This window comes from Pedobacter sp. FW305-3-2-15-E-R2A2 (genome assembly GCF_038446955.1).
In the GTDB taxonomy this organism is placed as follows: domain Bacteria; phylum Bacteroidota; class Bacteroidia; order Sphingobacteriales; family Sphingobacteriaceae; genus Pedobacter.
This window is the reverse complement of record NZ_CP151803.1, coordinates 4,877,090-4,896,755: the sequence shown is the minus strand read 5'-3', so window position 1 is coordinate 4,896,755 and position 19,666 is coordinate 4,877,090. Positions and strand designations below refer to the sequence as shown.

The window sequence follows — 19,666 nt, the reverse complement described above, 5'->3', positions numbered from 1 at the left end:
ATGGAACGGAAACTATTTATACAAAAATTCGCCCTGCTTGCCCTGGTTCCATCGGTATTTATTGCCGCCTGCAGCAGTGAAGAAAAGAAAACCGGAGACGGAAAAGCAGCAAAGAAACAGACTTTTACCTGTCCGATGCACCCACAGGTGGTTAAGGACGAAATGTCGACCTGTCCGATTTGTGGGATGGATTTGGTGCCTTTCGAAAAGAACAGCAATGAAAAAGCATTGACAGTAGATGAGAAACGTCAGGCCTTAGCTAATATCACGACCATGGTGATTGGCGTAAATAACCTATCTGGCGCAAAACAACTCAATGGCCGTTTAACCGTAGACCCGGAGCAGAGCAGTTATATCTCCAGTCGCATTGCAGGCCGCATAGAACAGTTATATATCAGGGAAACCGGAGTAGCCGTTAAAAAAGGACAGCCTTTATATCAATTGTACTCTGAACAACTGGCTACTTTACAACAGGAATACCTGATGGCGGTTGCTCAGGAAAAGCAATTTCCAGGAGAAAAGATAGAACAACAGATTGTAGCATCTGCAAAGCAAAAGTTGTTGCTTTATGGGCAGTCTGCCGCGCAGGTACAGCAATTGCAGCAGACACAGAAAAAAAAACCATACATCACCTTCTTTGCTCCTGAAGGTGGCGTGGTAGCAGAACTTTCCGTAAATCAGGGGCAATATGTGACCGAAGGAGGTCCGATTCTTCGACTGGAGGGTTATGGGAATTTATGGGTGGAAGCCGATGTATATCCCAACGAAGCAAAAGGAATCAAAGAAGGGCAGCGGGTAAAGGTGGTGATCCCCGGCTGGGAGGATCAGCCTCAGGAGATGACCATCAGTTTCATCACCCCTGCCTTGCAATCCGGAACACAGCTGACCCAGATTCGCGGGAGCATTCCAAATCCAAATCTTCAATGGCAGCCTGGGGCTCAGGCTAACGTATTTCTACCTTCCGGCAGCAAAAGCGAGGTCCTGACTTTACCGGTAGACGCCGTGATCAGAGATGGAAAAGGAATGCATGTCTGGATTAAAAAAGGAAAGGACAGCTTTGAACCCAAACTGGTGCATACCGGACAGGAGAATTACAATCAGGTGGAAATCACTGCCGGCTTGCAGAATGGCGAGCAGGTGGTGGTTACGGGAGCTTACCTATTGTATAGCGAATACATCCTGAAGAAAGGTAAAAACCCTGTTGAAGGTCTTAAAATAAGTACATAAGTATAAACCATTAAACAAATAAAAATGAAAACAGTTAGAAATTTAGCCTTTACGTTCGCCACAGTAACGCTATTTGCCGCATGTGGAAATACGCAGAAACCTGCAGAAGAATCTCATGAAGGTCATCATCATGAAGCAGAGAAAACGGAAGAGCCTAAAACTGCGATGGGTAGTGTGAGCTTAAAAGACGATAAATTAAATGCAGTTTATCCGCATTATTTAAAGCTGAGTACGGCATTGATCGCAGCTGATGTGGCAGAGGCAAAAGTTGCTGCTCAGGCGGTAGAACTTGGGGTAAAAGCGCTTGAAAATGGAGCTGCTTTACAGGCTTTGACCGCCAAAATCAGCAATGCTGCGGATATTGAAGTTCAGAGAACCGCTTTTGCCGCATTGAGTGCTGATTTTATTGAAAGAGTGAAAGCCTCAGGCGTTAATGCCGGTGAAATATATGTAGAGTATTGTCCGATGGCGATGAACGATAAAGGTGCTTCCTGGTTGAGCAATGAGAAAGACATTAAAAATCCTTATTACGGGGAATCAATGTTGACTTGCGGAGAAGTGAAAGAAACCATTAAATAAGAGGATTGGTAATATTGCGGTCCTAAGGACCGCAATATTATAAAAACAAGGCTTTGTTATCCATCAGGTATTGCAAAGATTCTACAACGATTTGTCTCGGCGGTTTTGGATCAAAGCCCAATTCTTTACGGGCCTTACTGATGTCGAAATTCTGCTGTAAACCAGAGAACATGGAAAGGTCAGTGACCGATAACAGCGGGGCCTGTCCTTTAATTTTACCGTTGATTTCCATCATCCAGGCAATCAGATACAATAAACTTTTTGGAACGGATGCCGGCATTTTGATCTTCAGTTCCGGGTACAATTCTTTAGCAATGGCAGTCACCTCCTGAATGCCCATACATTGTTCATTTGCCAGGATGTAACGTTCTCCGTTTCTTCCTTTTTGTGCGGCCTGATAAAGTCCTTCGGCCACATCTTTAACGTCTACCCAGTTCAGGGTAATTTTGGTGTCTACCGGGATTTCTTTGTTCAGAACGAGTTTTAAAATGCCGTAGGAAACACTTAATGGCGGAAAAGCGGTCTGACCGATCATGGCAGAAGGCATCACCGAAACCAATTCTATACCATGTTTTGCTGACAGTTCAAAGGCCAGTTTTTCTCCGTCATTTTTTGAATTGTAATACCAGTTCCGGCGGTCGGGATTGTAGCCATTGCTTTCCCGGGTCGGAAGCCGGGTATAGTCCAATGCTGCAATAGAACTTACATAGACGATTTTTTTGACGCCTGCTTCTTTTGCCGCCTCAATGCAAAGCCGGGTTCCGTCCATATTCACATTATAGATTTCTTTTACCGGATCTTTAGCCCAGAGTTTAAAAGAAGCACCTACGGAATAAAAGGTATGGACCCCTTCTAGGGCATTGACCATAGATTTTTTATCGGTAATGTCGGCCTTTACCAATTCTGCTTTTAATCCATTAAAAGGAAGGGTATTGGACAAGTCACGCACAGAAGCGCGAACGTTAATTCCTTTATTTAACAGGGTCCTGACCAGGTTATTTCCCAAATGCCCGTTGGCACCGGTAACCAAAGAAAGAGGTGTATTTTCCATTTGTTTATTTTTTATGAAACAAAGGTCGGGCACCCGATTTCTAATCTACTTAACCTGGGTTAGGAAATGAGCTGTCTTCTGATTCTGCTTAAACTTTCCGGCTTGATGCCGATAAAGGAAGCGATAATTTGCAGGGGAACCTGCTGGATCAGTTCAGGAGATTCATTCAAGAGCTTTAAATACCGCTGATCTGCAGGGAGGGTCAGGATATCCCTGGTACGTTGTTCATTGTAAACGATAGACTGGTCATAGATCTTACGGCCGGCCTCTGCCCATTTAGGACTCAGCTGATATAAAAGATCCAGGTCCTTTTTGCTGATCTGAAGCAGGGAGCATGCGGTAATACACTCTACAATTTCCGTAGACCTCGTTTCTGACATAAAGCTGCCAAAAGAAGTGATAAAGCCATTTGGACAGTTAAGGTGACAAGTGATGGCTTCCCCATCATGGTAGTAATAGACCCTGACAAAGCCGGTATTGATAAAATATAAATATTGTGGAATGGTGTTTTCTTCAACCAGCAAGCTTCCTTTTTTTAGCGCTACCGGATGAAAAAGCCGTTCTATCAGCGCCTTGTCTGCATTTTCTGCATTTGCATACTCGGGAAATAGATTTAATATTTTGTGGTAAGGATCTTTCATCTGCTGGTCGGAATTGGTTGATGTGTGTTGCCCCAGGCGGAAAGACTATTGATCACAGGTTCCAGGCTTCTGCCCAGGGGGGATAAGCTGTAGATGGGTAAATGTCCGGAAGTATCATCTGAAATTTTCAGCAGCAGCTGATCTTCTTCCAGCGCTTTCAGCTGCAAAGCTAAAACACGCTCTGTAATACTGGGAATGGCATGTTTTAATTCGCCGTACCGGAGGTCCCTTTCCATTAATTTAACCAGAATCGTGAGTTTCCACCTGCCACTGATCACAGATAAGGTAAAGGCGGCGCTGCAAAATTCATGCAGTGTCTGTTCATTCTCATAGTTCGTGGAACTGGTCTTTCTCATTTGCTTACAATTTTGTAAGTGTCGCTTTCTGCAGTATACAGGGTGTAAATTTGGTTAAAAATATCATGATTTATGACAAATAGCAGTAAAATTAAAGGCTTGCACCATTTGGCGATCCGCGCGAAAGATTTTGATCAGACCTTAAAATTCTATACCGGCGCCCTTGATTTTTCGATTAGCCACACCTGGTCTTTACCGGAGTTTAACATCCGGCAGGCGGCAATGCTGAAATCATCGGATGGAAATACCTTCATCGAGATTTTTGATGGACAGGCGAATGCACCAAGAGAAGGACGGGGGGCTAATGAAGGAGAGGAGGTTCGTACAGGCGCTTTGCTACACCTGGCGATGAGTGTGGAAAATGCGAAGGCAGCCTATGATCGTTGTCTGAATGCAGGGGCAATATCCTGTATTGAACCGATGAGCCTTTCGCTGGGAAATCCTCCGGTAATCGTCAACAACTCCCTGATTTATAGCCCTAATGGAGAGGTGATCGAGTTTATAGAAGGGGCTCCTTTTTAGGGCTTTACATGAAGATTTCTTCATCTTTTTTATACGGAGAAGGCGTACCTTTATCTCAAATCAGGTACTGGTTATTCTATAAAAATAATGAAGCGATTTAAATTCTTTGTGCCTTTCCTCCGGGAAAATGGAAAAATTATATCCAGCTATGTGTTCAGTCTTTTTTTTATTGGATTGATCATTTGGTTCATTAAGCAGCAACGGGGAGAAATACATCAGGTCAAGCAATTGCTGCTGACTGCCCAATGGCTTTGGTTATCCATCGGGATTGCCCTGAGTGTGGTCTATGTTTTTGTCCATGGCATGATGTACCGCTCCTCATTTGCGGCGGTATCGAGTAAGATTTCTATCGCAGATGGTACCCTGCTTTATTTAAAACGTAATTTTGTCAGCGTCTTTTTACCTGCCGGAGGAGTTTCTTCTCTGGCATTCTTTAGCGGGCCCATAGAACAAAAGGGGGTAAGCAAGTCTCAAATTAATTTTGCTTCTTCTATTTACGGTTTTGTAGGCATCTTATCGGTTCTGGTGATCGCCATCCCGGTCTTTATCTATGCAATTTTACAGGGAAGCATCGGATATGGAGAGTGGTTTGGACTGATTGCGGCCATTTTACTCATTGCCGGGATCTATTTTCTTTACCGTTCCGTGATCCATAAAGGAAACCTTTACCGTTTTATCGTTAAATATATTCCGGTCATTGAAGTCTATGCTGCTGAATTCAGGAGCAATAAGATTGAGCGGAAACATTTCATCTCTACCTTTCTTTACAGCAGCCTGATTGAAGTCGTAGGCATTGTTCATATTTACATTGCCATGCTGGCTTTGAACATTCCGGCTTCCTGGATCATAGCCATCATTAGTTACATTGTAGCGGTGGTATTTCTGATCATTTCCCCTTTTTTAAGAGGACTGGGAGCAGTGGAAGCTTCTATGACCTTTATCCTTACCCGTATGGGCTACTCTGCACCGGAAGCGGTATCCATTACTTTTCTTTACCGTTTCATGGAGTTCTGGATTCCGATGGTACTGGGAGCAATGAGTTTTCTTTTCAGAATTAATAAACTGCTAATGCGGGTGGTTCCCGCCTTGTTTCTCCTGCTGCTTGGGGTGGTCAATGTGGTGTCTGTACTTACCCCGGCGATTCATGCAAGGTTAAGGTTTCTAAAAGATTTCATTCCTATGGAAGCGATTACGGCCTCCAATTATTTTGTCCTGGTGGCAGGGCTATTCCTGCTGGTTACCGCGGCATTTATGCTGAAAGGATTGCGGATGGCCTGGTATTTCGGCTTAGCACTCTGTCTGCTTTCCTTTATCGGACACATCACCAAAGCGATAGATTATGAAGAAGCGGGATTTTCCCTGATGGTGATCCTGATCCTTATTGGCTCCAGAAAAGAGTATTATGTGAAACACAATTCGAGGTTAAGGTCTTTTGGTATCCAAACCACCTTGCTGAGTATTTTGGGGATTCTCATTTATGGAACCTTAGGTTTTTATTTTCTGGATAGAAACCATTTCGGGATTGACTTCAGTTGGTCGCAATCCATCCGTTATACTTTAGAGAATTTTGTCCTGATCGGAAGTAATGACCTGGAGCCTTTGGACCACTTTGCCCGGGGTTTTCTGTATTCGATCAACATCAGCGGTTTCCTATCCATCGCCTTTTTAATCTATACCCTCATCCGCCCATACATGCTGAAAAGCGATACGGAAGAAGCTGAATTTGAGCAGGCGAAGCAGCTGTTAAATCAATACGGGAATTCGGCGGTCGACTATTTTAAGACTTATCGGGATAAGCTGATTTATACGAGCGAGACGCTGGAAGGTTTCGTTGCTTACCGCATTGCAGGTAATTTTGCCGTAGTTCTGGAATGTCCGGTATGTGATCCCGCCATCAGAACGGCTTTTATCAAAGATTTTGACCGTTATTGTTTGGAAAGCGGAATGAAAAGCCTGTATTATCGTGTTCCCGAGGAAAGCCTGGAAGATTTTATGGCTACCGGAAAGAAAAAGCTCTTCCTCGGACAGGAGGGCGTCTTAGACCTGACTGGGTTTTCTCTGGATGGAGGAAGTAAAAAATCAATTCGCAATGCGCTGAAGAAAGTGTCAGATCAGGGTTTCCAGAGTCGGATATACAATGCGCCAATTAAGGATGGCCTATTGCAAAAGTTAAAATCTGTTTCAGATGAGTGGCTGGAGGGGACAGAAAGAGAAGAAATTGTCTTTTCCCAGGGCATGTTTAGCTGGGAAGAGCTGAAAGAACAAACGATCATTACGGTAGAAAATGCCGAAGAAAAGATCGTGGCTTTCCTGAATGTCATTCCCGATTATGTCAAAGATGAAAGCACTTACGACCTGATCCGAAAAACTACTGATGCCCCGAACGGAATCATCGATTTCATTATGGTGGCCTTATTTAAACACCTTAAAGAAAATGGATATGCTGCGGTAAACCTGGGTTTTGCGCCGATGTCTGGTTTGATTGATCCTCATAATTTTCCCGAAAGATCTATGAAATTCGCTTATGAAAAGATCCGGTCATTTTCTCATTATAAGGGAATGCGCGCCGCCAAGGAAAAGTTCTCTCCGGAATGGCACAACAGGTACCTGATTTACGACCATGATTTTGATTTATTACAGGTACCTGCGGCATTAACAAAGGTCATTAAACCCTAAAAAGATGAGACGATTTACGACAATATTCCTGTTGCTGCTTCTTTTTTGTGCTCCTGCCTTTTCTAATGAGGTGATTGATCATATTTCTTATGGGAAGTTTGGCAAGATTACAGTCTACCATCCTGAAAATACGCCGACTTCGGTGGTGTTGTTTGTTTCCGGTGATGGGGGCTGGAAAGATGCAGTAGTGGTGATGGCCAAAGATATGGCTGCCGAGGGGGCATTGGTGCTTGGGATTGATGCCCGGCACTATAGTTATTATTTGTCTAAAGTCCCGGCTGCATGTCTTTATCCTGCGGCCGACTTTGAAGAGTTGAGTTTATCCGTTCAGAAGAAATATAAACTGGTTAACTATCACAAACCTGTTTTAATGGGCTATTCTTATGGAGCTGTTCTCGTCTACGGGAGTCTGGTGCAAGCGCCACCCGATACTTTCCGGGGAGCAATAGCCCTGGGTTTTTCTCCGGATATCAATCTTAAAAAAACAATGTGCAAAGGGAACGGGTTGACACAGCATGTGTTAAAAAAAGGATTTTCCTATTATCTGGAAAGTACAAAAAGCCTGACTGCTCCTTTTATCGTCTTAAACGGTGAAAAAGACCTGGCCTGTCCATTTGATGCCTCGGCGACTTTCCTGAAAGGGATGCCGATGACCGAGCTGATTCCCTTACCTAATGTGGGGCATGGCTTTTTAAATCATGCAGACTGGCAACCAGAATTGAAAACTGCTTTTAAAAAAATACTGGCCGCTCCGACATTTACTGAACAAAAGTCCATGGCGCATAAAGCAATGTCGGATAAACAGCTTAAACCTTACACCGGGAACCTGCCTTTAATCTTGATCCCTGCTGCAAAAAAGAACAACCTGCCGTTGGTATTTATGATTTCCGGGGATGGAGGCTGGACGGGATTCGATCAGTCGCTGGCCGAATCTCTGGCGGCTAAAGGGCTTGCCGTACTTGGACTGGATGCACAGAAATATTTCTGGAATGCAAAAACTCCTGAAACCAGTACCCTCGAAATTGCGAAGGCGATACAACATTATAAGGAGGAACTGGGAAAAGAAAGTTTTATTCTGGCAGGTTATTCCTTTGGTGCTTCCATTGTTCCTTTTGTGGCCAATAGGTTATCCCCGGAATTGAAAGCTGATCTGAAAGCCGTGATTTCCCTTTCTCCGGACGTAACGGCCGACTTTGAGATTCACCTGATCGACCTGCTCAATTTTGGCAGTTCGAAAAATAAGTATGATGTTATTGCCGAAATAAAGAAAATAAAACCGGCGGATCAGGTTTCTATCTTCGGAACAGGGGAAGGAAATGCAATCAAAAACAAATTCATAAAGAGCGGATTAAAGGTGCTGACCATTGCCGGAGATCATCATTTCAATAAAGATTACCTTCGCATTTCCAGTGCTTTCTTAAAACAGGTTCCCGAGTAATCCCCCGAAAACCTGTCCTGGTTTTATTTTGACTCTAGTCTGTTGAGCTTTTCACAGATTTCTTCCAGCAGCAAAAATTGTTTGGACTGCGTATCGTAAATCGTTTTGATCTGTTCTTCCAGTAAAAGGTCCATCTTTAAATGGAGCTTGCGAATCTCCATCTCCGCTTTCAGATTGATCAGGTAATCATTTTCTCCTCTCATCCGGTCTTTTTCTTCCTGTCTGTTCTGGCTCATCATAATGATGGGCGCCTGCAAGGCGGCAATGCAGGAAAGGATGAGGTTCATCAGGATGAAAGGATAGGGATCAAAGGCGGCTTTTCCAGAGGCTGAAGAATTATAAATGATCCAGAAGACCAGTACTATTAAAAACCAGATGATGAACACCCAGCTTCCACCGAAACGGGCTACCTTATCTGAAATTTTTTGTCCTTTGCTGATCATTTCCTCAGGGGGATTCAGCAGGTTATTCACAATAAGCTGTTCCTCCTCGATGGTGTCTTTTACGATCTGATGAAGCTTTTTCAGGTGGTCATTTTCATCAGACATGAGCTGATTGATTTCTTTGTTTTCCATTGATGAATAATTATTGTTATTGTCTTTCAACTTTTGATGTTCAAGCTGTGATTTAAAGATAGAGAATGTCAAATTCTTTCGGTAGTGCTGTTAATTTTTTTATTCTCTATTGCATTTTTCATGTTAACTGCTTAATTTTGAGGTAAGAGAGGGTTAATTATAGGAACAGCAAAATTGTTGTCATAATCTTACTCTGCCATTCGCCCGGATGGTAACCTAAATTTTAGAGATCAACGTTGTTTAAACCACCGTGTAACTGATATGCGGCCTGGCCATAGCCGAGTACGGGGTTTATTATAGGGTTTTTTTAGATCGTAGTTTAATTAACCATAAAAAAACTAACGTATGAAAAAAAAATGTGCATTAAAATCTTCTTCGTTCACTTTAAATCAGGATTATGGACAAGTATAAGATTAATGAATGTATGGAAAAGCTAACTTATAATCAGCATAAGCTAATTAAGCGGCTTATTCCCGAAATTATCAAAGCTTCTATCAATACTTTTCACAATTATAGGAAGCTTCAGTTGGGCGATGATAAGGATATTCCTTATGAAACGGTACGGATTCTTGAAGTATTGTTTGGCCTGGAGGTTGGCGAACTTGCGAATTTCGAGGTAAAAGGTAAATCCTGCCGAGCGCTGTTTAAAGAACATCATATTGCTTTGGTACAGCCTCAGGATAGTTATGAGGTAGAGTCTTAGTGAAAACAAAAAAAGGTATCCCCGATAAAGGATACCTTTTTTTGTTTTAATAGGAGCCGCCCTTACTCATCCTTTACGCGCTCATCCGTAAATTCTTAATTTTTTTGATGCTGTCATCCGCTTTGTTATAGCCCTGGGGGAAGTTCTAATTGGTTCAGTATGACAGATGGGGTTGAAAATGAGGTCCGGACAGCTCCAGTATTTTTAGCCTTATTTATTGGCCATTACTGCAAGCGCTAATGCATTAGCTGCAGGAGCAGTTTTCAAACCTTTAGCCCAGATGGTATAGATCTTTCCTTTTTCGATTTTTACTTTTGGAAGGGTCGCTAAAGCGGTTGCAGTACCATTTGCTCTGATCTCAAAATTGATCTCTGCACCTGGTTCAGCAGCGATGAAAGGACTGAACTCTTTAAAGTCTTTCTTCGCAATCAGTGCTTCCGCTTTTCCGGTAATCGCAAGGTCAAGAAGTCCGGCATCAGCACTTAGGTTGATGAAACGAATCTTTGCTTTATCAGCAGCAGGAGCACTAAGGTCATCCTCCACAAAAACAATTGTACTTGCTGTTTTGTCGGTCACAAAAGCAGAATAAGCTTTGTCTTCTTTAAATTCAACCGGAAGTTTTACCAGGATATCTGCTACGCCTTTTTTAGTCACGCTTAATTCTTTTTTACCAGGTTTCGCGATTTTTAGATCAAGTATTGTCGTATTGTAAGCAAATGACGCTGCATTTGCTTTGTCTTTGTCAACGTAAAAATCAAGCTCAGCAACACCAGCCGCGGCATGAACCAAGGTAAGAACTGCTGGTTTTACCACTGGAGGGTAAACTACATCTTTGTCTTTTTTACATGAACTGAAAATCGAGGTTAATGTTAAGGCGCATACTAACGTTTTGGCTATTGGAGAAAAATAATTAGTCATTGTTTTCATTTTTAAGGTTTTTATAAAAATTAGTAATTGGTTAATGGCCATTAACACTTTCTCTATTAAAACGATGCTCTGTAGTAAAACGCAACAGCAGGAATGAAAATAATTTACAAATGCTGAGATCATTGATAATCCAGCCAATATTGGCAACTGATCATTTCCATGAAATCCACAAATTGGCGGATCAGCTCATGAACAATGAAAATAAATTGTTTCTAACCGCAAAATGCCGATTTATAACTAAGATTTATGAAAAAATACCACTGCGTTTTTGTTGTTCTACTTTTTGTTAATAGTCTGACTGCTGTAGCTGGCACTGCTCAGCAATTGCTGATTGAAACGAAAAATAGTTTACTTGTTTTTACCGTCGGCACCAATGGGAAGCTCTATCAAAGCTATTTCGGACAAAAGCCGAGTCACGCTACAGACGCTGAATTGCTGCAGTCTACGCGACATGAGGCTTATATTGGTGCCGGAATGGGCGACCTTTTTGAACCGGCCATCCGCATGGTTCATGCTGATGGAAACCCCTCCCTGGATTTACGCTATGCCGGCCATAAAACAGAGAAGAAAGGAGATGATCTTAACCTTACCACGATTACGCTTAAAGATCCGAAATATCCGGTAGAGGTGGTCCTTCATTTTTCTGCCTATTTCAAAGATGATGTGCTGAAAACCTGGACAGAAATTAAACATCAGGAAAAGAAAGCGGTCATCCTCAGCAATTATGCGTCTTCCATGCTTCATTTTGAAGCTTCAAAATATTGGCTCAGCCAGTTTGACGGAGATTATATGACGGAAATGAGAATGAAAGAAAGTCTGCTGACCAGCGGAATAAAGGTGTTGGATAGCAAATTGGGAACAAGGGCTCATATGTACCGTGCACCAGCTTTTTTCTTGTCTTTCAATAAGCCTTCAGATGAAAATAACGGAGAACTGATCGCTGGTACGCTGGCCTGGTCAGGGAATTTTCAATGTTCCTTTGAAATTGATCAGCAGAATTCTCTAAGGATGATCAATGGCATGAATCCCTGGGCTTCCGAGTATAAATTGCCAGCAGGAAAGCGCTTTGAAACCCCTGCTTTTATTTTTACCTATAGCAATAAAGGAAAAGGCCAGGCCAGTAGAAATCTGCACCGGTGGGCGAGGAAATATGAGATTCCTGGTGGAGAACAACCGCGTTTAACCCTATTGAATAACTGGGAAGCGACCCATATGGATTTTAATCAGGAGGTCCTGGTGGAACTGTTCGATGGTGCAAAACAGCTTGGAGTTGATCTGTTTTTATTGGACGACGGTTGGTTTGGCAACAAGTACCCCAGAGATGCGGATAAAACGGCGTTAGGCGATTGGCAGGTAGATCAAAAGAAACTTCCTGCAGGCTTGGGGCATTTGATTAAAGCTGCGGGAAGCCGGGATCTGAAATTCGGTATCTGGCTGGAACCGGAGATGATCAGTCCTAAAAGTGAGCTGTATGAGCAGCATCCCGAATGGATTTTGAAGCTGCCAAACCGGGAAGAGTCCTATTCCAGAAATCAGCTGGTGCTGGACCTGATCAACCCCAAAGTGCAGGATTTTGTTTTCAATACGGTCAATGACCTGATGCTGAAGAATCCAGACATTGCCTTCATAAAATGGGATTGTAACCGGATGCTGACCAATACCTATTCTCCTTTTCTGAAGGAAAATCAGGGAAATCTGTTTATCGATTATACGAAAAGCCTGTATGCCATTATGGAACGTCTAAGAAAAAAATACCCTCATCTGCCCATCATGCTTTGTGCCGGAGGAGGGGGACGTGTAGATTATGGCGGATTAAAATATTTCACGGAATTCTGGCCCAGCGACAATACCGATGGCCTGGAAAGGGTATTTATTCAATGGGGATACCTGAACTTTTTTCCTTCACTTACCGTATCCAGTCATGTCACTTCAATGGGGAAACAATCGCTGAAGTTCCGTACAGATGTGGCGATGATGGGGAAATTGGGTTATGACATCCGGGTGAAGAACCTGAGTCCGGAAGAAATCCGGTTTAGTGCCTCGGCCGTGAAAAATTATAAAAGAATCAGCGAGGTCATTTGGTTTGGTGATTTATACCGCCTGGTTTCGCCTTATGAAGAAAACAGAGCGGTGTTAATGTACGTAAATGAAGAAAAAAGTAAAGCTGTACTGTTCAGTTACCTCCTCAATTTCAGAAGAAAAGAATACATGGGAAAGGTCCTGTTATCTGGCCTGGACCCGGAAAAAAAATATAAAATCAAGGAGATCAATCTCTTGCCTGATGCAGTCTCCGTACATCCGGATGATGGGAAATCTTATACCGGTGATTACCTCATGAAAATCGGTTTGAACCTGTCTGCGGGAAAGATTATTCCTTTAAGTAGCGCTGTATTTGAACTGATTGCAGAATAAAAAAATATGAAAAAACTCATCAGCTGTTGGTTGATCTCCCTCGCTTTCTCGGGTATCGGAAAAGGGGCCGATGTCAGCATTGTTAAATATGGTGCAACCGGTGATGGAAACACCTTAAACACGGTCGCTATTCAAAAAGCAATCGACGTATGTCATCAGACCGGTGGAGGCAAAGTGCTTTTTCCTGAGGGAAGGTTTCTCTCCGGAACGATTGTCTTAAAAGACAATGTGACCCTTCATCTGGAGAAAAATGCCGTATTGCTGGGCAGTACAGACCTGGCAGATTACAGAAATATGGACCCTTTTACCGAAGGATTAGGGATTGAGGTCGGCTGGGCTTTACTGGTTGCAGTAGATGCGCGGAATATAGGTATTGAAGGCGCGGGAACGATTGACGGGCAGGGCTCAGCCATCAAAGCAAAACACATTTTAACCGATATCCGCCCTGAAGGACAACGCTGGGGCCTGCGGCCTTTTCTAATTCGTATGGTCCGTTGTACCGGACTAAAGGTTACAGGAGTGACGCTTAAGTCTGCAGGCGCCTGGACTTCCCACTATTTTCAAAGTAAAGAGATCCTCATTGAGGGCATTAAGATCGAGAGTATTGGCGTGGCCCATAATGATGGAATCGGGATCGACGGTTGTCAGGAAGTCAGCATTAAAGATTGTGACATTATCAGTGGTGATGATGCATTGGTCTTTAAAACCACTTCCAGCAAAATGGCTTGCAGGAATATTGTCGTTTCTGGCCTGCGTTTAAAGAGTAACCAGGCAGGAATTAAGATCGGAACAGAGTCTATGGCTGCTTTCGAAAACATCAAAATCTCCGGATGCCATATTTACGATACAAAAAATGGAGGGATAAAACTACTATCGGTAGATGGCGCCAGGATCAGTAATGTCGAAATCTCAGACATCAGTATGGAGAACGTGAGGACACCCATGTTGTTTAGGTTGGGGTCCAGGCTCAATGTATTCCGAAAAGGGGAAGTCAGGCAGCAAACAGGCAGTCTTGATCAGGTGACGATCAGGAATGTAAAAGCAATAGCCGCCGATGATGCACAGCTGATGCCACCAACAGGAATTCTGATCACGGGTGTCCCTGGTCATGACATTACCAATCTAACATTAGCGCATATAGAAATTACCCTCGCCGGAGGTGGAACCACAGAAGACGCTAAACAAGTGGTTCCCGAGGCCATCGATCAATATCCGGAGATCAAAACTTTTGGTCCAAAAATCCCTGCCTATGGCTTATGGGCCAGACATGTAAAGGGGCTGAAGGTCATTAACCTGAAGTTTAACCTTAAAAGTAAAGACCTGCGGCCGGCATGTGTTTATGAAGATGTAAAAGGATTGCTTACTCCATAGGAGGCATTCCGAAAGCCACCCATTCTTCTTTGGAAGGACCATAGATTCCGGGAACGGGCAAACCAAGCATCCGCATGATCACTGACATCTGACTGCGATGGTGACTTTCATGGGCAATCAGGACAGAAAGAATTTTTCCTTTTTTCCATTCTTCACCATACATGTTCACCAGGTCGTCAAGATTGGAATCTGTCCATTTTAATCTTACTGTACGCATCAATAAGGTATTGTAATTGATGTAAGTCTCAATCAGCTCAGGAAGGGTTGCCGGAATGGGAAGCTCATGGAGCAGATCGGTCTCAAATAAGCCTGCATTTTTACCCATTTCCGTAAGTGTTTGGGTTATATGCCAGGCCAGACGCTCCAGAGAACGTACATTTTCATGAATTTTAACTGATTTGGTCTCTTCGGTAAGATTGGAAAATATTTTAACGGTACTTGACTCTTCTTCTTTACGCGTGGTCAGGAAATCTTCAATACTGCGGTACATAATTCTCAGGTTTGGTGTGATACGAAGGTGCGAAGATTTCCTCAAACACTCAAATAAGAATTGAATTCTTATGATAAATTCTGCTTTCGTCCCCAAATATCTGCGCTCCTGTACTTTTTATTTTATACGGTATCCGGATTGGTATATTTGTTTAAGAATTATGGAAAAGCAAGGGAAAAATCAGCCTCAAATTAGTCTTTATTGGAAGTGTCAGCTCATCGGCTGGTCGCTGACTTCCTTTTATTGGCTGATCCCAGCGATGTTAAGTAGCCAGTTTTTCAGTCCTTTGGCAGGGCTGATTCATTTTGTGTTTGATGTATGGATTGGAATAGGACTGACTCATGTTTACCGTAACATCTCGAAAAAGAACAAATGGAATCAGCTCCAGACGGGTCAGCTGATCTGGCGCATCGTTCCGGCAGTTGCGCTGATGGCCATCTTGTACATGACCTTAATCTGCGCTAAAATTTCCCTGATCAACAATTACTTTTTCCTGGTAGATGGACTGAATATAGAGAGATCTCTTCCGGAAATGTTCGCTGCATATCGGCAGTTTTTAGCGGATAACGGGCTCACGGTATTCATGACCGGTCTTCGCCTGATCTCCATCTGGGTATTGGCCTATCACCTTTACTTATATGCGCAAAGGGAGATCCAGGCGACAAAAGAAAATGCCCGCCTTGTATTGGCTGCCAAGGAGGTACAACTCAGCAACCTGTCTGCACAACTCAATCCACACTTTTTATTCAACTCTTTAAATAATATCAAAGCATTGGTGATCGATAATCCCAACGCGGCAAGAAGAGGAATTGATCTTTTATCGGAACTCTTACGGACCTCCCTTTATCGGAATCAGGAGCTGTTAATCTCCATAAAAGATGAACTTGGCCTGGTCAAAGATTACCTGGAACTGGAAAAACTCAGGTTTGGAGAACGGATGGAAAGCCAGATCGAACTGGATCCGAAACTGGCAGAAATCCTTATTCCACCACTCTCTATTCATACACTGGTTGAAAATGCGATCAAGCACGGTATTGCAATGGAGAAAAATGGTGGAATAATCCGAATAGGGATCAATGAAACTGATGGGGAACTCCGGATTAGTGTTTTAAATCCGGGAATGCTGGACCCTCAAAAAGGAAGGAAAGGATTGGGACTTCGGAACCTGGAAGAGCGGCTAAGCCTTCAGTATGAAGGAAAAGCGAGCATTGCTTTGATGCCTTTCGACCACAATATTATATTGGCTACCATCTTAATTCCGCTCGCATGAAAACAATGACAGTGCTGGTTATCGACGATGAACGATCTGCAAGAGAAGAGGTTAAACGGGCATTATCCGCTTATCCCTTGTTTAAAATTGTAGGAGAAGCGCAAAATGCAGAGGAAGCAAGACTGGAAATTCAGCTTAAAAAGCCGGACCTGATTTTTTTAGACATCCAGATGCCTGGAGAATCCGGATTTGAATTGCTGGCTTCTTTAGCGGAAGTGCCGGAAGTGATCTTTACCACCGCCTTTGATCAGTATGCGGTTAAAGCTTTTGAGATCAATGCACTGGATTACCTGATGAAGCCAATTCGCGATGAACGTTTTGCGATGGCCATAGCGCGGGTCACTGAAAAAGGGAAAAAACAGGAAGCGGAAAAGCAGACTTTAACCGCAGACCGGACCATTTTTATCAAAGATGGAGAACGCTGTCATTTTGTGAAATTAAGCGAGGTTCATCTCATAGAATCTATGGATAATTATGCCAGACTTTATTTTGGCGCTCAGAAAGCATTCTTAAAAACCTCTTTGAACCAATTGACAGAAAAACTGGAGGAAACGATGTTTTTCAGGATCAGCAGAACCCATATCGTTAACCTGAATTACATTAAAGAAATCTTTCCAATGTCTAAAGGGAAGCTTCGAATTGCTTTGAAAACCGGTGAGCTGCTGGAGGTATCCGACAGACAGTCCGTTAAATTTAAACTGATCAACGGGATTTAATTCACCCCCCGAAACTATAAATTTTATTGTATCAAGATGAAAACAACAATCCATTTAATTTTGGTTTGCATAGGGCTTTTTGCCTATGCTTTCGCGCAGCAGCCTAAGCCTGCTGTTCAAAATAGGGCAAGCGGAGCAGCTGCTCAAGTGTATGACATTCAGGATAGTGTCCTGATCGAGACAAAGGAAGGAATGCAGCTTACTGCCATGGTGGTCCGTAAAAAAGGGGCTGGAAAGCTACAGCCTGCGGCTTTATTTTTTACCATTTATGCCAATCATGATGGCAATCTCGCAGAGGCAAAACGTTCTGCAGATCATGGTTATGTTGGCGTGGTCGTGAATTCCAGGGGTAAAGCCCTGAGTCCGGACGAGATTAATCCTTATGAAAAGGAATCTACAGATGTGAATGGGGCGGTCGACTGGGTCAGTAAACACCCCTGGACCGATGGGCGGGTAGCGATATATGGCGGAAGTTATTCCGGATTTGCGGCATGGGCGGCTACAAAACGTCTGCACCCGGCACTAAAAACAATAGTTCCTTATGTGGCGGCCATCCCTGGGTTTGGCTTGCCAATGGAAAATAATATATTTCTCAACGCCAATTACGGCTGGGGTTTTTATGTCAGCAATAATAAGTACCTGGATGAACACCTTTACTATGATCAGCAACACTGGAGAAATATGCAGCTCAACTGGTACAATAGTGGAGTGGCTTACCGGAAGATTGACAGCATCGAGGGACGGCCAAACCTTTTGCTGCAACGCTGGATTCAACACCCTTCCTATGATGAATACTGGCAGAATATGGTGCCCTGGCAGGAGGAATTCGCGAAAATAAATATTCCGGTCTTGTCGGTTACCGGTTATTATGACGACGGCCAAATCTCGGCATTGCGTTATTTTAAAGAACATTATAAATACAATAAACAGGCAGATCATTACCTCATCATCGGCCCTTATGATCATTTCGGCGCGCAGAAGGGAGGGGTTCCGGTATTGAGGGATTATAAAGTCGATCAGGTAGCCTTGATCAATACCGTTCAGATCACTTACGACTGGTTGGATTATGTACTGAAAGGCGGACCTAAACCCGCTTTGTTAAAGGATAAAATTAATTATGAAGTCATGGGGGCAAACCGATGGAAACATGCCCCATCAATAGAAAAAATGAACAATCAGGTACTCAGGCTCTATTTGAGTACCGAAAAATCGGGAGAAAACCAGTTGCTCCTCCCTGAAAAACCAGGGCAACTGACTTTCTCCGCCCAGACGGTAGATTTTGCAGACCGGAAGCATAGTCATAATAACAATTATTATCCTTACCCTATTGTTGGTAATGAACTGGACAGGAGTACAGGTCTTTATTTTATCTCGGCCCCTTTTAATGAACAGGTTTCTATAGATGGCATATGGAGCGGGATCCTGAAAGCAAGTATCAATAAGAAAGACATGGATATCGGTATGACCTTGTTTGAAGTCATGCCAAACGGAGAATGTTTTCATTTGTCTTACTTTTTAGGGCGGGCCAGCTATGCAAAAGATATGACGCGCAGGAGCCTGCTCAAGGAAGGGGGAATCAACAGCATCCCTTTCTCCAGTGCCCGTATGTTTAGCCGTCATTTAAGTAAAGGAAGTCGCTTGCTCCTGGTACTTGACATCAATAAAAATCCCTTTGCCCAGATCAATTACGGTACAGGCAAGGACGTCAGTGCCGAAAGCATCGCTGATGCAAAGGTTCCTTTAAATATCAAATGGTATAACGATAGTTACGTTGATATTCCCGTCTGGAAATATTAACTGTCCTTGATCTTCAGGTGATCCTGAACCTGATCTAACAGGGGTTGAATGGTCTCTATCGGGAAATCGCCCCTTTTTCCATACGTGATCAGCCGGAGGTACTCTCCCAGAACCAGGCTCTGTCCATACTTGGATTGGGACCAAAGTTGCCTGTTGACCGGGAATTCTGGCTGATCTGATGGCAATGGAAAAGGAATACAATACAGCTTCACATCAGGGAAGAACCGTTTTAAGGACAAAGCGGCCCTGGTAGAAGCATAAGAGTGAGAAATGAAAGTCATGCTTTTCACCTGATCAAAAGCAAATATTTTTCTGGCTTCAGTGACATTTTCAAGGGTGTTTTTAGACTGTATTTCCAGGACAATCTCTTTGTCCGCATATTTCTTTTGAGGAATAAAAGAGAAAATGCTTTCTGATTCCGGTTTATGATGGTAATAGGAGCCTCCGAAGTTAGCCACACCACCTGTGATCAATACTTTATTGACAATCCCGGTGTCGAGAAGATCACAGATCAGATCTGCAATTTCTTTGTGTTTCACATTGGACCCGAAAACAAAAAGAAGGTCTGAAGGAACGATGTCTTCTTTTTGAAAACAAAGGTCGGTTAATACCGATACCAATTCGAGGTCCATAACTGGACAATGTGGGGTTTTTAAAATCTCCCTGTGTAGTTCATTTGGTTCCATATCCTGAATTATTGGTGCGTCAATATGACAAAGGATACCCCCTCCCTATTCCATTTAATGCCTATAAAAATGATTTGTCCCTACAAATTCTGAGTTCCCCCGAACTCCATGTTAATATACCTATGTTTAAGTAAATAAACAAGGAGGCTGCCCATTTCTTTCTTGCGGCTTAACGCTTATTCCTATTGGTACTCAATATCGCGAGATCTGCTGAAGGTTCCGTCATTTT

18 protein-coding genes are annotated in these 19,666 nt (G+C 43.2%); 11 read left to right on the top strand and 7 right to left on the bottom strand.

Going from position 1 to position 19,666, the window contains the following annotated elements; genetic code table 11:
• Together AAFF35_RS19785 and AAFF35_RS19780 are read left to right on the top strand one after the other, a co-directional pair.
• Positions 1-1,227 (top strand): efflux RND transporter periplasmic adaptor subunit, encoded by a 1,227-nt coding sequence (locus AAFF35_RS19785; RefSeq protein ID WP_342328266.1) that lies wholly within the window; start codon positions 1-3, stop codon positions 1,225-1,227.
• A 24-nt stretch (positions 1,228-1,251) separates the two neighbouring features.
• Entirely contained in the window at positions 1,252-1,806 is a 555-nt protein-coding gene (locus AAFF35_RS19780; protein ID WP_342328265.1) for a DUF3347 domain-containing protein, read from the top strand.
• A 37-nt stretch (positions 1,807-1,843) separates the two neighbouring features.
• Here AAFF35_RS19780 and AAFF35_RS19775 read toward each other — a convergent pair whose 3' ends face one another.
• Genes AAFF35_RS19775 through AAFF35_RS19765 form a run of 3 tightly spaced genes read right to left on the bottom strand, consistent with a single transcriptional unit; the run spans position 1,844 to position 3,854 of the window.
• A complete protein-coding gene (locus tag AAFF35_RS19775; protein ID WP_342328264.1) occupies positions 1,844-2,857 on the bottom strand; it encodes an NAD-dependent epimerase/dehydratase family protein in 1,014 nt (337 codons plus the stop codon).
• A gap of 59 nt (positions 2,858-2,916) precedes the next feature.
• The gene (locus tag AAFF35_RS19770; protein WP_342328263.1) at positions 2,917-3,498 is read right to left on the bottom strand and encodes a Crp/Fnr family transcriptional regulator; all 582 of its coding nucleotides are present in this window, start codon (positions 3,496-3,498) and stop codon (positions 2,917-2,919) included.
• A complete protein-coding gene (locus AAFF35_RS19765) occupies positions 3,495-3,854 on the bottom strand; it encodes a helix-turn-helix domain-containing protein (RefSeq protein ID WP_342328262.1) in 360 nt (119 codons plus the stop codon). The genes AAFF35_RS19770 and AAFF35_RS19765 overlap by 4 nt, the downstream gene beginning before the upstream one ends.
• A 72-nt stretch (positions 3,855-3,926) precedes the next feature.
• On the opposite strand from AAFF35_RS19765, the gene AAFF35_RS19760 reads away from it, so the two are divergent.
• The 3 genes from AAFF35_RS19760 to AAFF35_RS19750 all read left to right on the top strand — a co-directional run bounded on the left by AAFF35_RS19760 (position 3,927) and on the right by AAFF35_RS19750 (position 8,490).
• Positions 3,927-4,376: a VOC family protein gene (locus AAFF35_RS19760; RefSeq protein ID WP_342328261.1), complete on the top strand. Its 450-nt coding sequence runs from the start codon at positions 3,927-3,929 to the stop codon at positions 4,374-4,376.
• 87 nt (positions 4,377-4,463) lie between these two features.
• Positions 4,464-7,052 carry a phosphatidylglycerol lysyltransferase domain-containing protein gene (locus tag AAFF35_RS19755; RefSeq protein WP_342328260.1) on the top strand — a complete coding sequence of 863 codons (2,589 nt, stop codon included), beginning with the start codon at positions 4,464-4,466 and terminating at the stop codon, positions 7,050-7,052.
• Between the two features lie 4 nt (positions 7,053-7,056).
• Positions 7,057-8,490: an AcvB/VirJ family lysyl-phosphatidylglycerol hydrolase gene (locus AAFF35_RS19750; RefSeq protein WP_342328259.1), complete on the top strand. Its 1,434-nt coding sequence runs from the start codon at positions 7,057-7,059 to the stop codon at positions 8,488-8,490.
• Between the two features lie 23 nt (positions 8,491-8,513).
• Here the strand turns inward: AAFF35_RS19750 and AAFF35_RS19745 are convergent, their stop codons facing one another.
• A complete protein-coding gene (locus tag AAFF35_RS19745) occupies positions 8,514-9,065 on the bottom strand; it encodes a DUF1003 domain-containing protein (RefSeq protein WP_342328258.1) in 552 nt (183 codons plus the stop codon).
• A gap of 397 nt (positions 9,066-9,462) precedes the next feature.
• On the opposite strand from AAFF35_RS19745, the gene AAFF35_RS19740 reads away from it, so the two are divergent.
• A complete protein-coding gene (locus AAFF35_RS19740) occupies positions 9,463-9,768 on the top strand; it encodes a hypothetical protein (RefSeq protein WP_342328257.1) in 306 nt (101 codons plus the stop codon).
• 210 nt (positions 9,769-9,978) lie between these two features.
• On the opposite strand, the gene AAFF35_RS19735 is transcribed toward AAFF35_RS19740, so the two are convergent.
• Positions 9,979-10,695 carry a DUF4397 domain-containing protein gene (locus AAFF35_RS19735; protein WP_342328256.1) on the bottom strand — a complete coding sequence of 239 codons (717 nt, stop codon included), beginning with the start codon at positions 10,693-10,695 and terminating at the stop codon, positions 9,979-9,981.
• A gap of 246 nt (positions 10,696-10,941) precedes the next feature.
• On the opposite strand from AAFF35_RS19735, the gene AAFF35_RS19730 reads away from it, so the two are divergent.
• Together AAFF35_RS19730 and AAFF35_RS19725 are read left to right on the top strand one after the other, a co-directional pair.
• Positions 10,942-13,107 (top strand): alpha-galactosidase, encoded by a 2,166-nt coding sequence (locus AAFF35_RS19730; RefSeq protein ID WP_342328255.1) that lies wholly within the window; start codon positions 10,942-10,944, stop codon positions 13,105-13,107.
• A gap of 6 nt (positions 13,108-13,113) precedes the next feature.
• Entirely contained in the window at positions 13,114-14,478 is a 1,365-nt protein-coding gene (locus AAFF35_RS19725) for a glycosyl hydrolase family 28 protein (RefSeq protein WP_342328253.1), read from the top strand.
• On the opposite strand, the gene AAFF35_RS19720 is transcribed toward AAFF35_RS19725, so the two are convergent.
• Complete coding sequence (locus AAFF35_RS19720; RefSeq protein WP_342328252.1) at positions 14,468-14,968, bottom strand: DinB family protein; 501 nt, start codon at positions 14,966-14,968, stop codon at positions 14,468-14,470. The two genes, AAFF35_RS19725 and AAFF35_RS19720, sit on opposite strands and share 11 nt — an antisense overlap.
• Positions 14,969-15,128: 160 nt before the next feature.
• Here AAFF35_RS19720 and AAFF35_RS19715 point away from each other — a divergent pair, with 160 nt between their 5' ends.
• The 3 genes from AAFF35_RS19715 to AAFF35_RS19705 are packed head-to-tail and all read left to right on the top strand — an operon-like array spanning position 15,129 to position 18,751.
• Complete coding sequence (locus AAFF35_RS19715; RefSeq protein WP_342328251.1) at positions 15,129-16,238, top strand: histidine kinase; 1,110 nt, start codon at positions 15,129-15,131, stop codon at positions 16,236-16,238.
• Complete coding sequence (locus AAFF35_RS19710) at positions 16,235-16,954, top strand: LytTR family DNA-binding domain-containing protein (RefSeq protein ID WP_342328250.1); 720 nt, start codon at positions 16,235-16,237, stop codon at positions 16,952-16,954. The genes AAFF35_RS19715 and AAFF35_RS19710 overlap by 4 nt, the downstream gene beginning before the upstream one ends.
• 36 nt (positions 16,955-16,990) lie before the next feature.
• Positions 16,991-18,751 (top strand): CocE/NonD family hydrolase, encoded by a 1,761-nt coding sequence (locus tag AAFF35_RS19705; RefSeq protein WP_342328249.1) that lies wholly within the window; start codon positions 16,991-16,993, stop codon positions 18,749-18,751.
• On the opposite strand, the gene AAFF35_RS19700 is transcribed toward AAFF35_RS19705, so the two are convergent.
• On the bottom strand, positions 18,748-19,437 hold the full coding sequence (locus AAFF35_RS19700) for a YdcF family protein (RefSeq protein WP_342328248.1): 690 nt from the start codon (positions 19,435-19,437) through the stop codon (positions 18,748-18,750). The two genes, AAFF35_RS19705 and AAFF35_RS19700, sit on opposite strands and share 4 nt — an antisense overlap.
• Positions 19,438-19,666 lie beyond the last annotated feature (229 nt).

What these genes read in the sequence shown, in the direction of transcription:
- AAFF35_RS19785 (WP_342328266.1), top strand. Translation starts at nt 1, where the DNA reads ATGGAACGGAAACTATTTATACAAAAATTCGCCCTGCTTGCCCTGGTT.
- AAFF35_RS19780 (WP_342328265.1), top strand. Translation starts at nt 1,252, where the DNA reads ATGAAAACAGTTAGAAATTTAGCCTTTACGTTCGCCACAGTAACGCTA.
- AAFF35_RS19775 (WP_342328264.1), bottom strand. Translation starts at nt 2,857, where the DNA reads ATGGAAAATACACCTCTTTCTTTGGTTACCGGTGCCAACGGGCATTTG.
- AAFF35_RS19770 (WP_342328263.1), bottom strand. Translation starts at nt 3,498, where the DNA reads ATGAAAGATCCTTACCACAAAATATTAAATCTATTTCCCGAGTATGCA.
- AAFF35_RS19765 (WP_342328262.1), bottom strand. Translation starts at nt 3,854, where the DNA reads ATGAGAAAGACCAGTTCCACGAACTATGAGAATGAACAGACACTGCAT.
- AAFF35_RS19760 (WP_342328261.1), top strand. Translation starts at nt 3,927, where the DNA reads ATGACAAATAGCAGTAAAATTAAAGGCTTGCACCATTTGGCGATCCGC.
- AAFF35_RS19755 (WP_342328260.1), top strand. Translation starts at nt 4,464, where the DNA reads ATGAAGCGATTTAAATTCTTTGTGCCTTTCCTCCGGGAAAATGGAAAA.
- AAFF35_RS19750 (WP_342328259.1), top strand. Translation starts at nt 7,057, where the DNA reads ATGAGACGATTTACGACAATATTCCTGTTGCTGCTTCTTTTTTGTGCT.
- AAFF35_RS19745 (WP_342328258.1), bottom strand. Translation starts at nt 9,065, where the DNA reads ATGGAAAACAAAGAAATCAATCAGCTCATGTCTGATGAAAATGACCAC.
- AAFF35_RS19740 (WP_342328257.1), top strand. Translation starts at nt 9,463, where the DNA reads ATGGACAAGTATAAGATTAATGAATGTATGGAAAAGCTAACTTATAAT.
- AAFF35_RS19735 (WP_342328256.1), bottom strand. Translation starts at nt 10,695, where the DNA reads ATGAAAACAATGACTAATTATTTTTCTCCAATAGCCAAAACGTTAGTA.
- AAFF35_RS19730 (WP_342328255.1), top strand. Translation starts at nt 10,942, where the DNA reads ATGAAAAAATACCACTGCGTTTTTGTTGTTCTACTTTTTGTTAATAGT.
- AAFF35_RS19725 (WP_342328253.1), top strand. Translation starts at nt 13,114, where the DNA reads ATGAAAAAACTCATCAGCTGTTGGTTGATCTCCCTCGCTTTCTCGGGT.
- AAFF35_RS19720 (WP_342328252.1), bottom strand. Translation starts at nt 14,968, where the DNA reads ATGTACCGCAGTATTGAAGATTTCCTGACCACGCGTAAAGAAGAAGAG.
- AAFF35_RS19715 (WP_342328251.1), top strand. Translation starts at nt 15,129, where the DNA reads ATGGAAAAGCAAGGGAAAAATCAGCCTCAAATTAGTCTTTATTGGAAG.
- AAFF35_RS19710 (WP_342328250.1), top strand. Translation starts at nt 16,235, where the DNA reads ATGAAAACAATGACAGTGCTGGTTATCGACGATGAACGATCTGCAAGA.
- AAFF35_RS19705 (WP_342328249.1), top strand. Translation starts at nt 16,991, where the DNA reads ATGAAAACAACAATCCATTTAATTTTGGTTTGCATAGGGCTTTTTGCC.
- AAFF35_RS19700 (WP_342328248.1), bottom strand. Translation starts at nt 19,437, where the DNA reads ATGGAACCAAATGAACTACACAGGGAGATTTTAAAAACCCCACATTGT.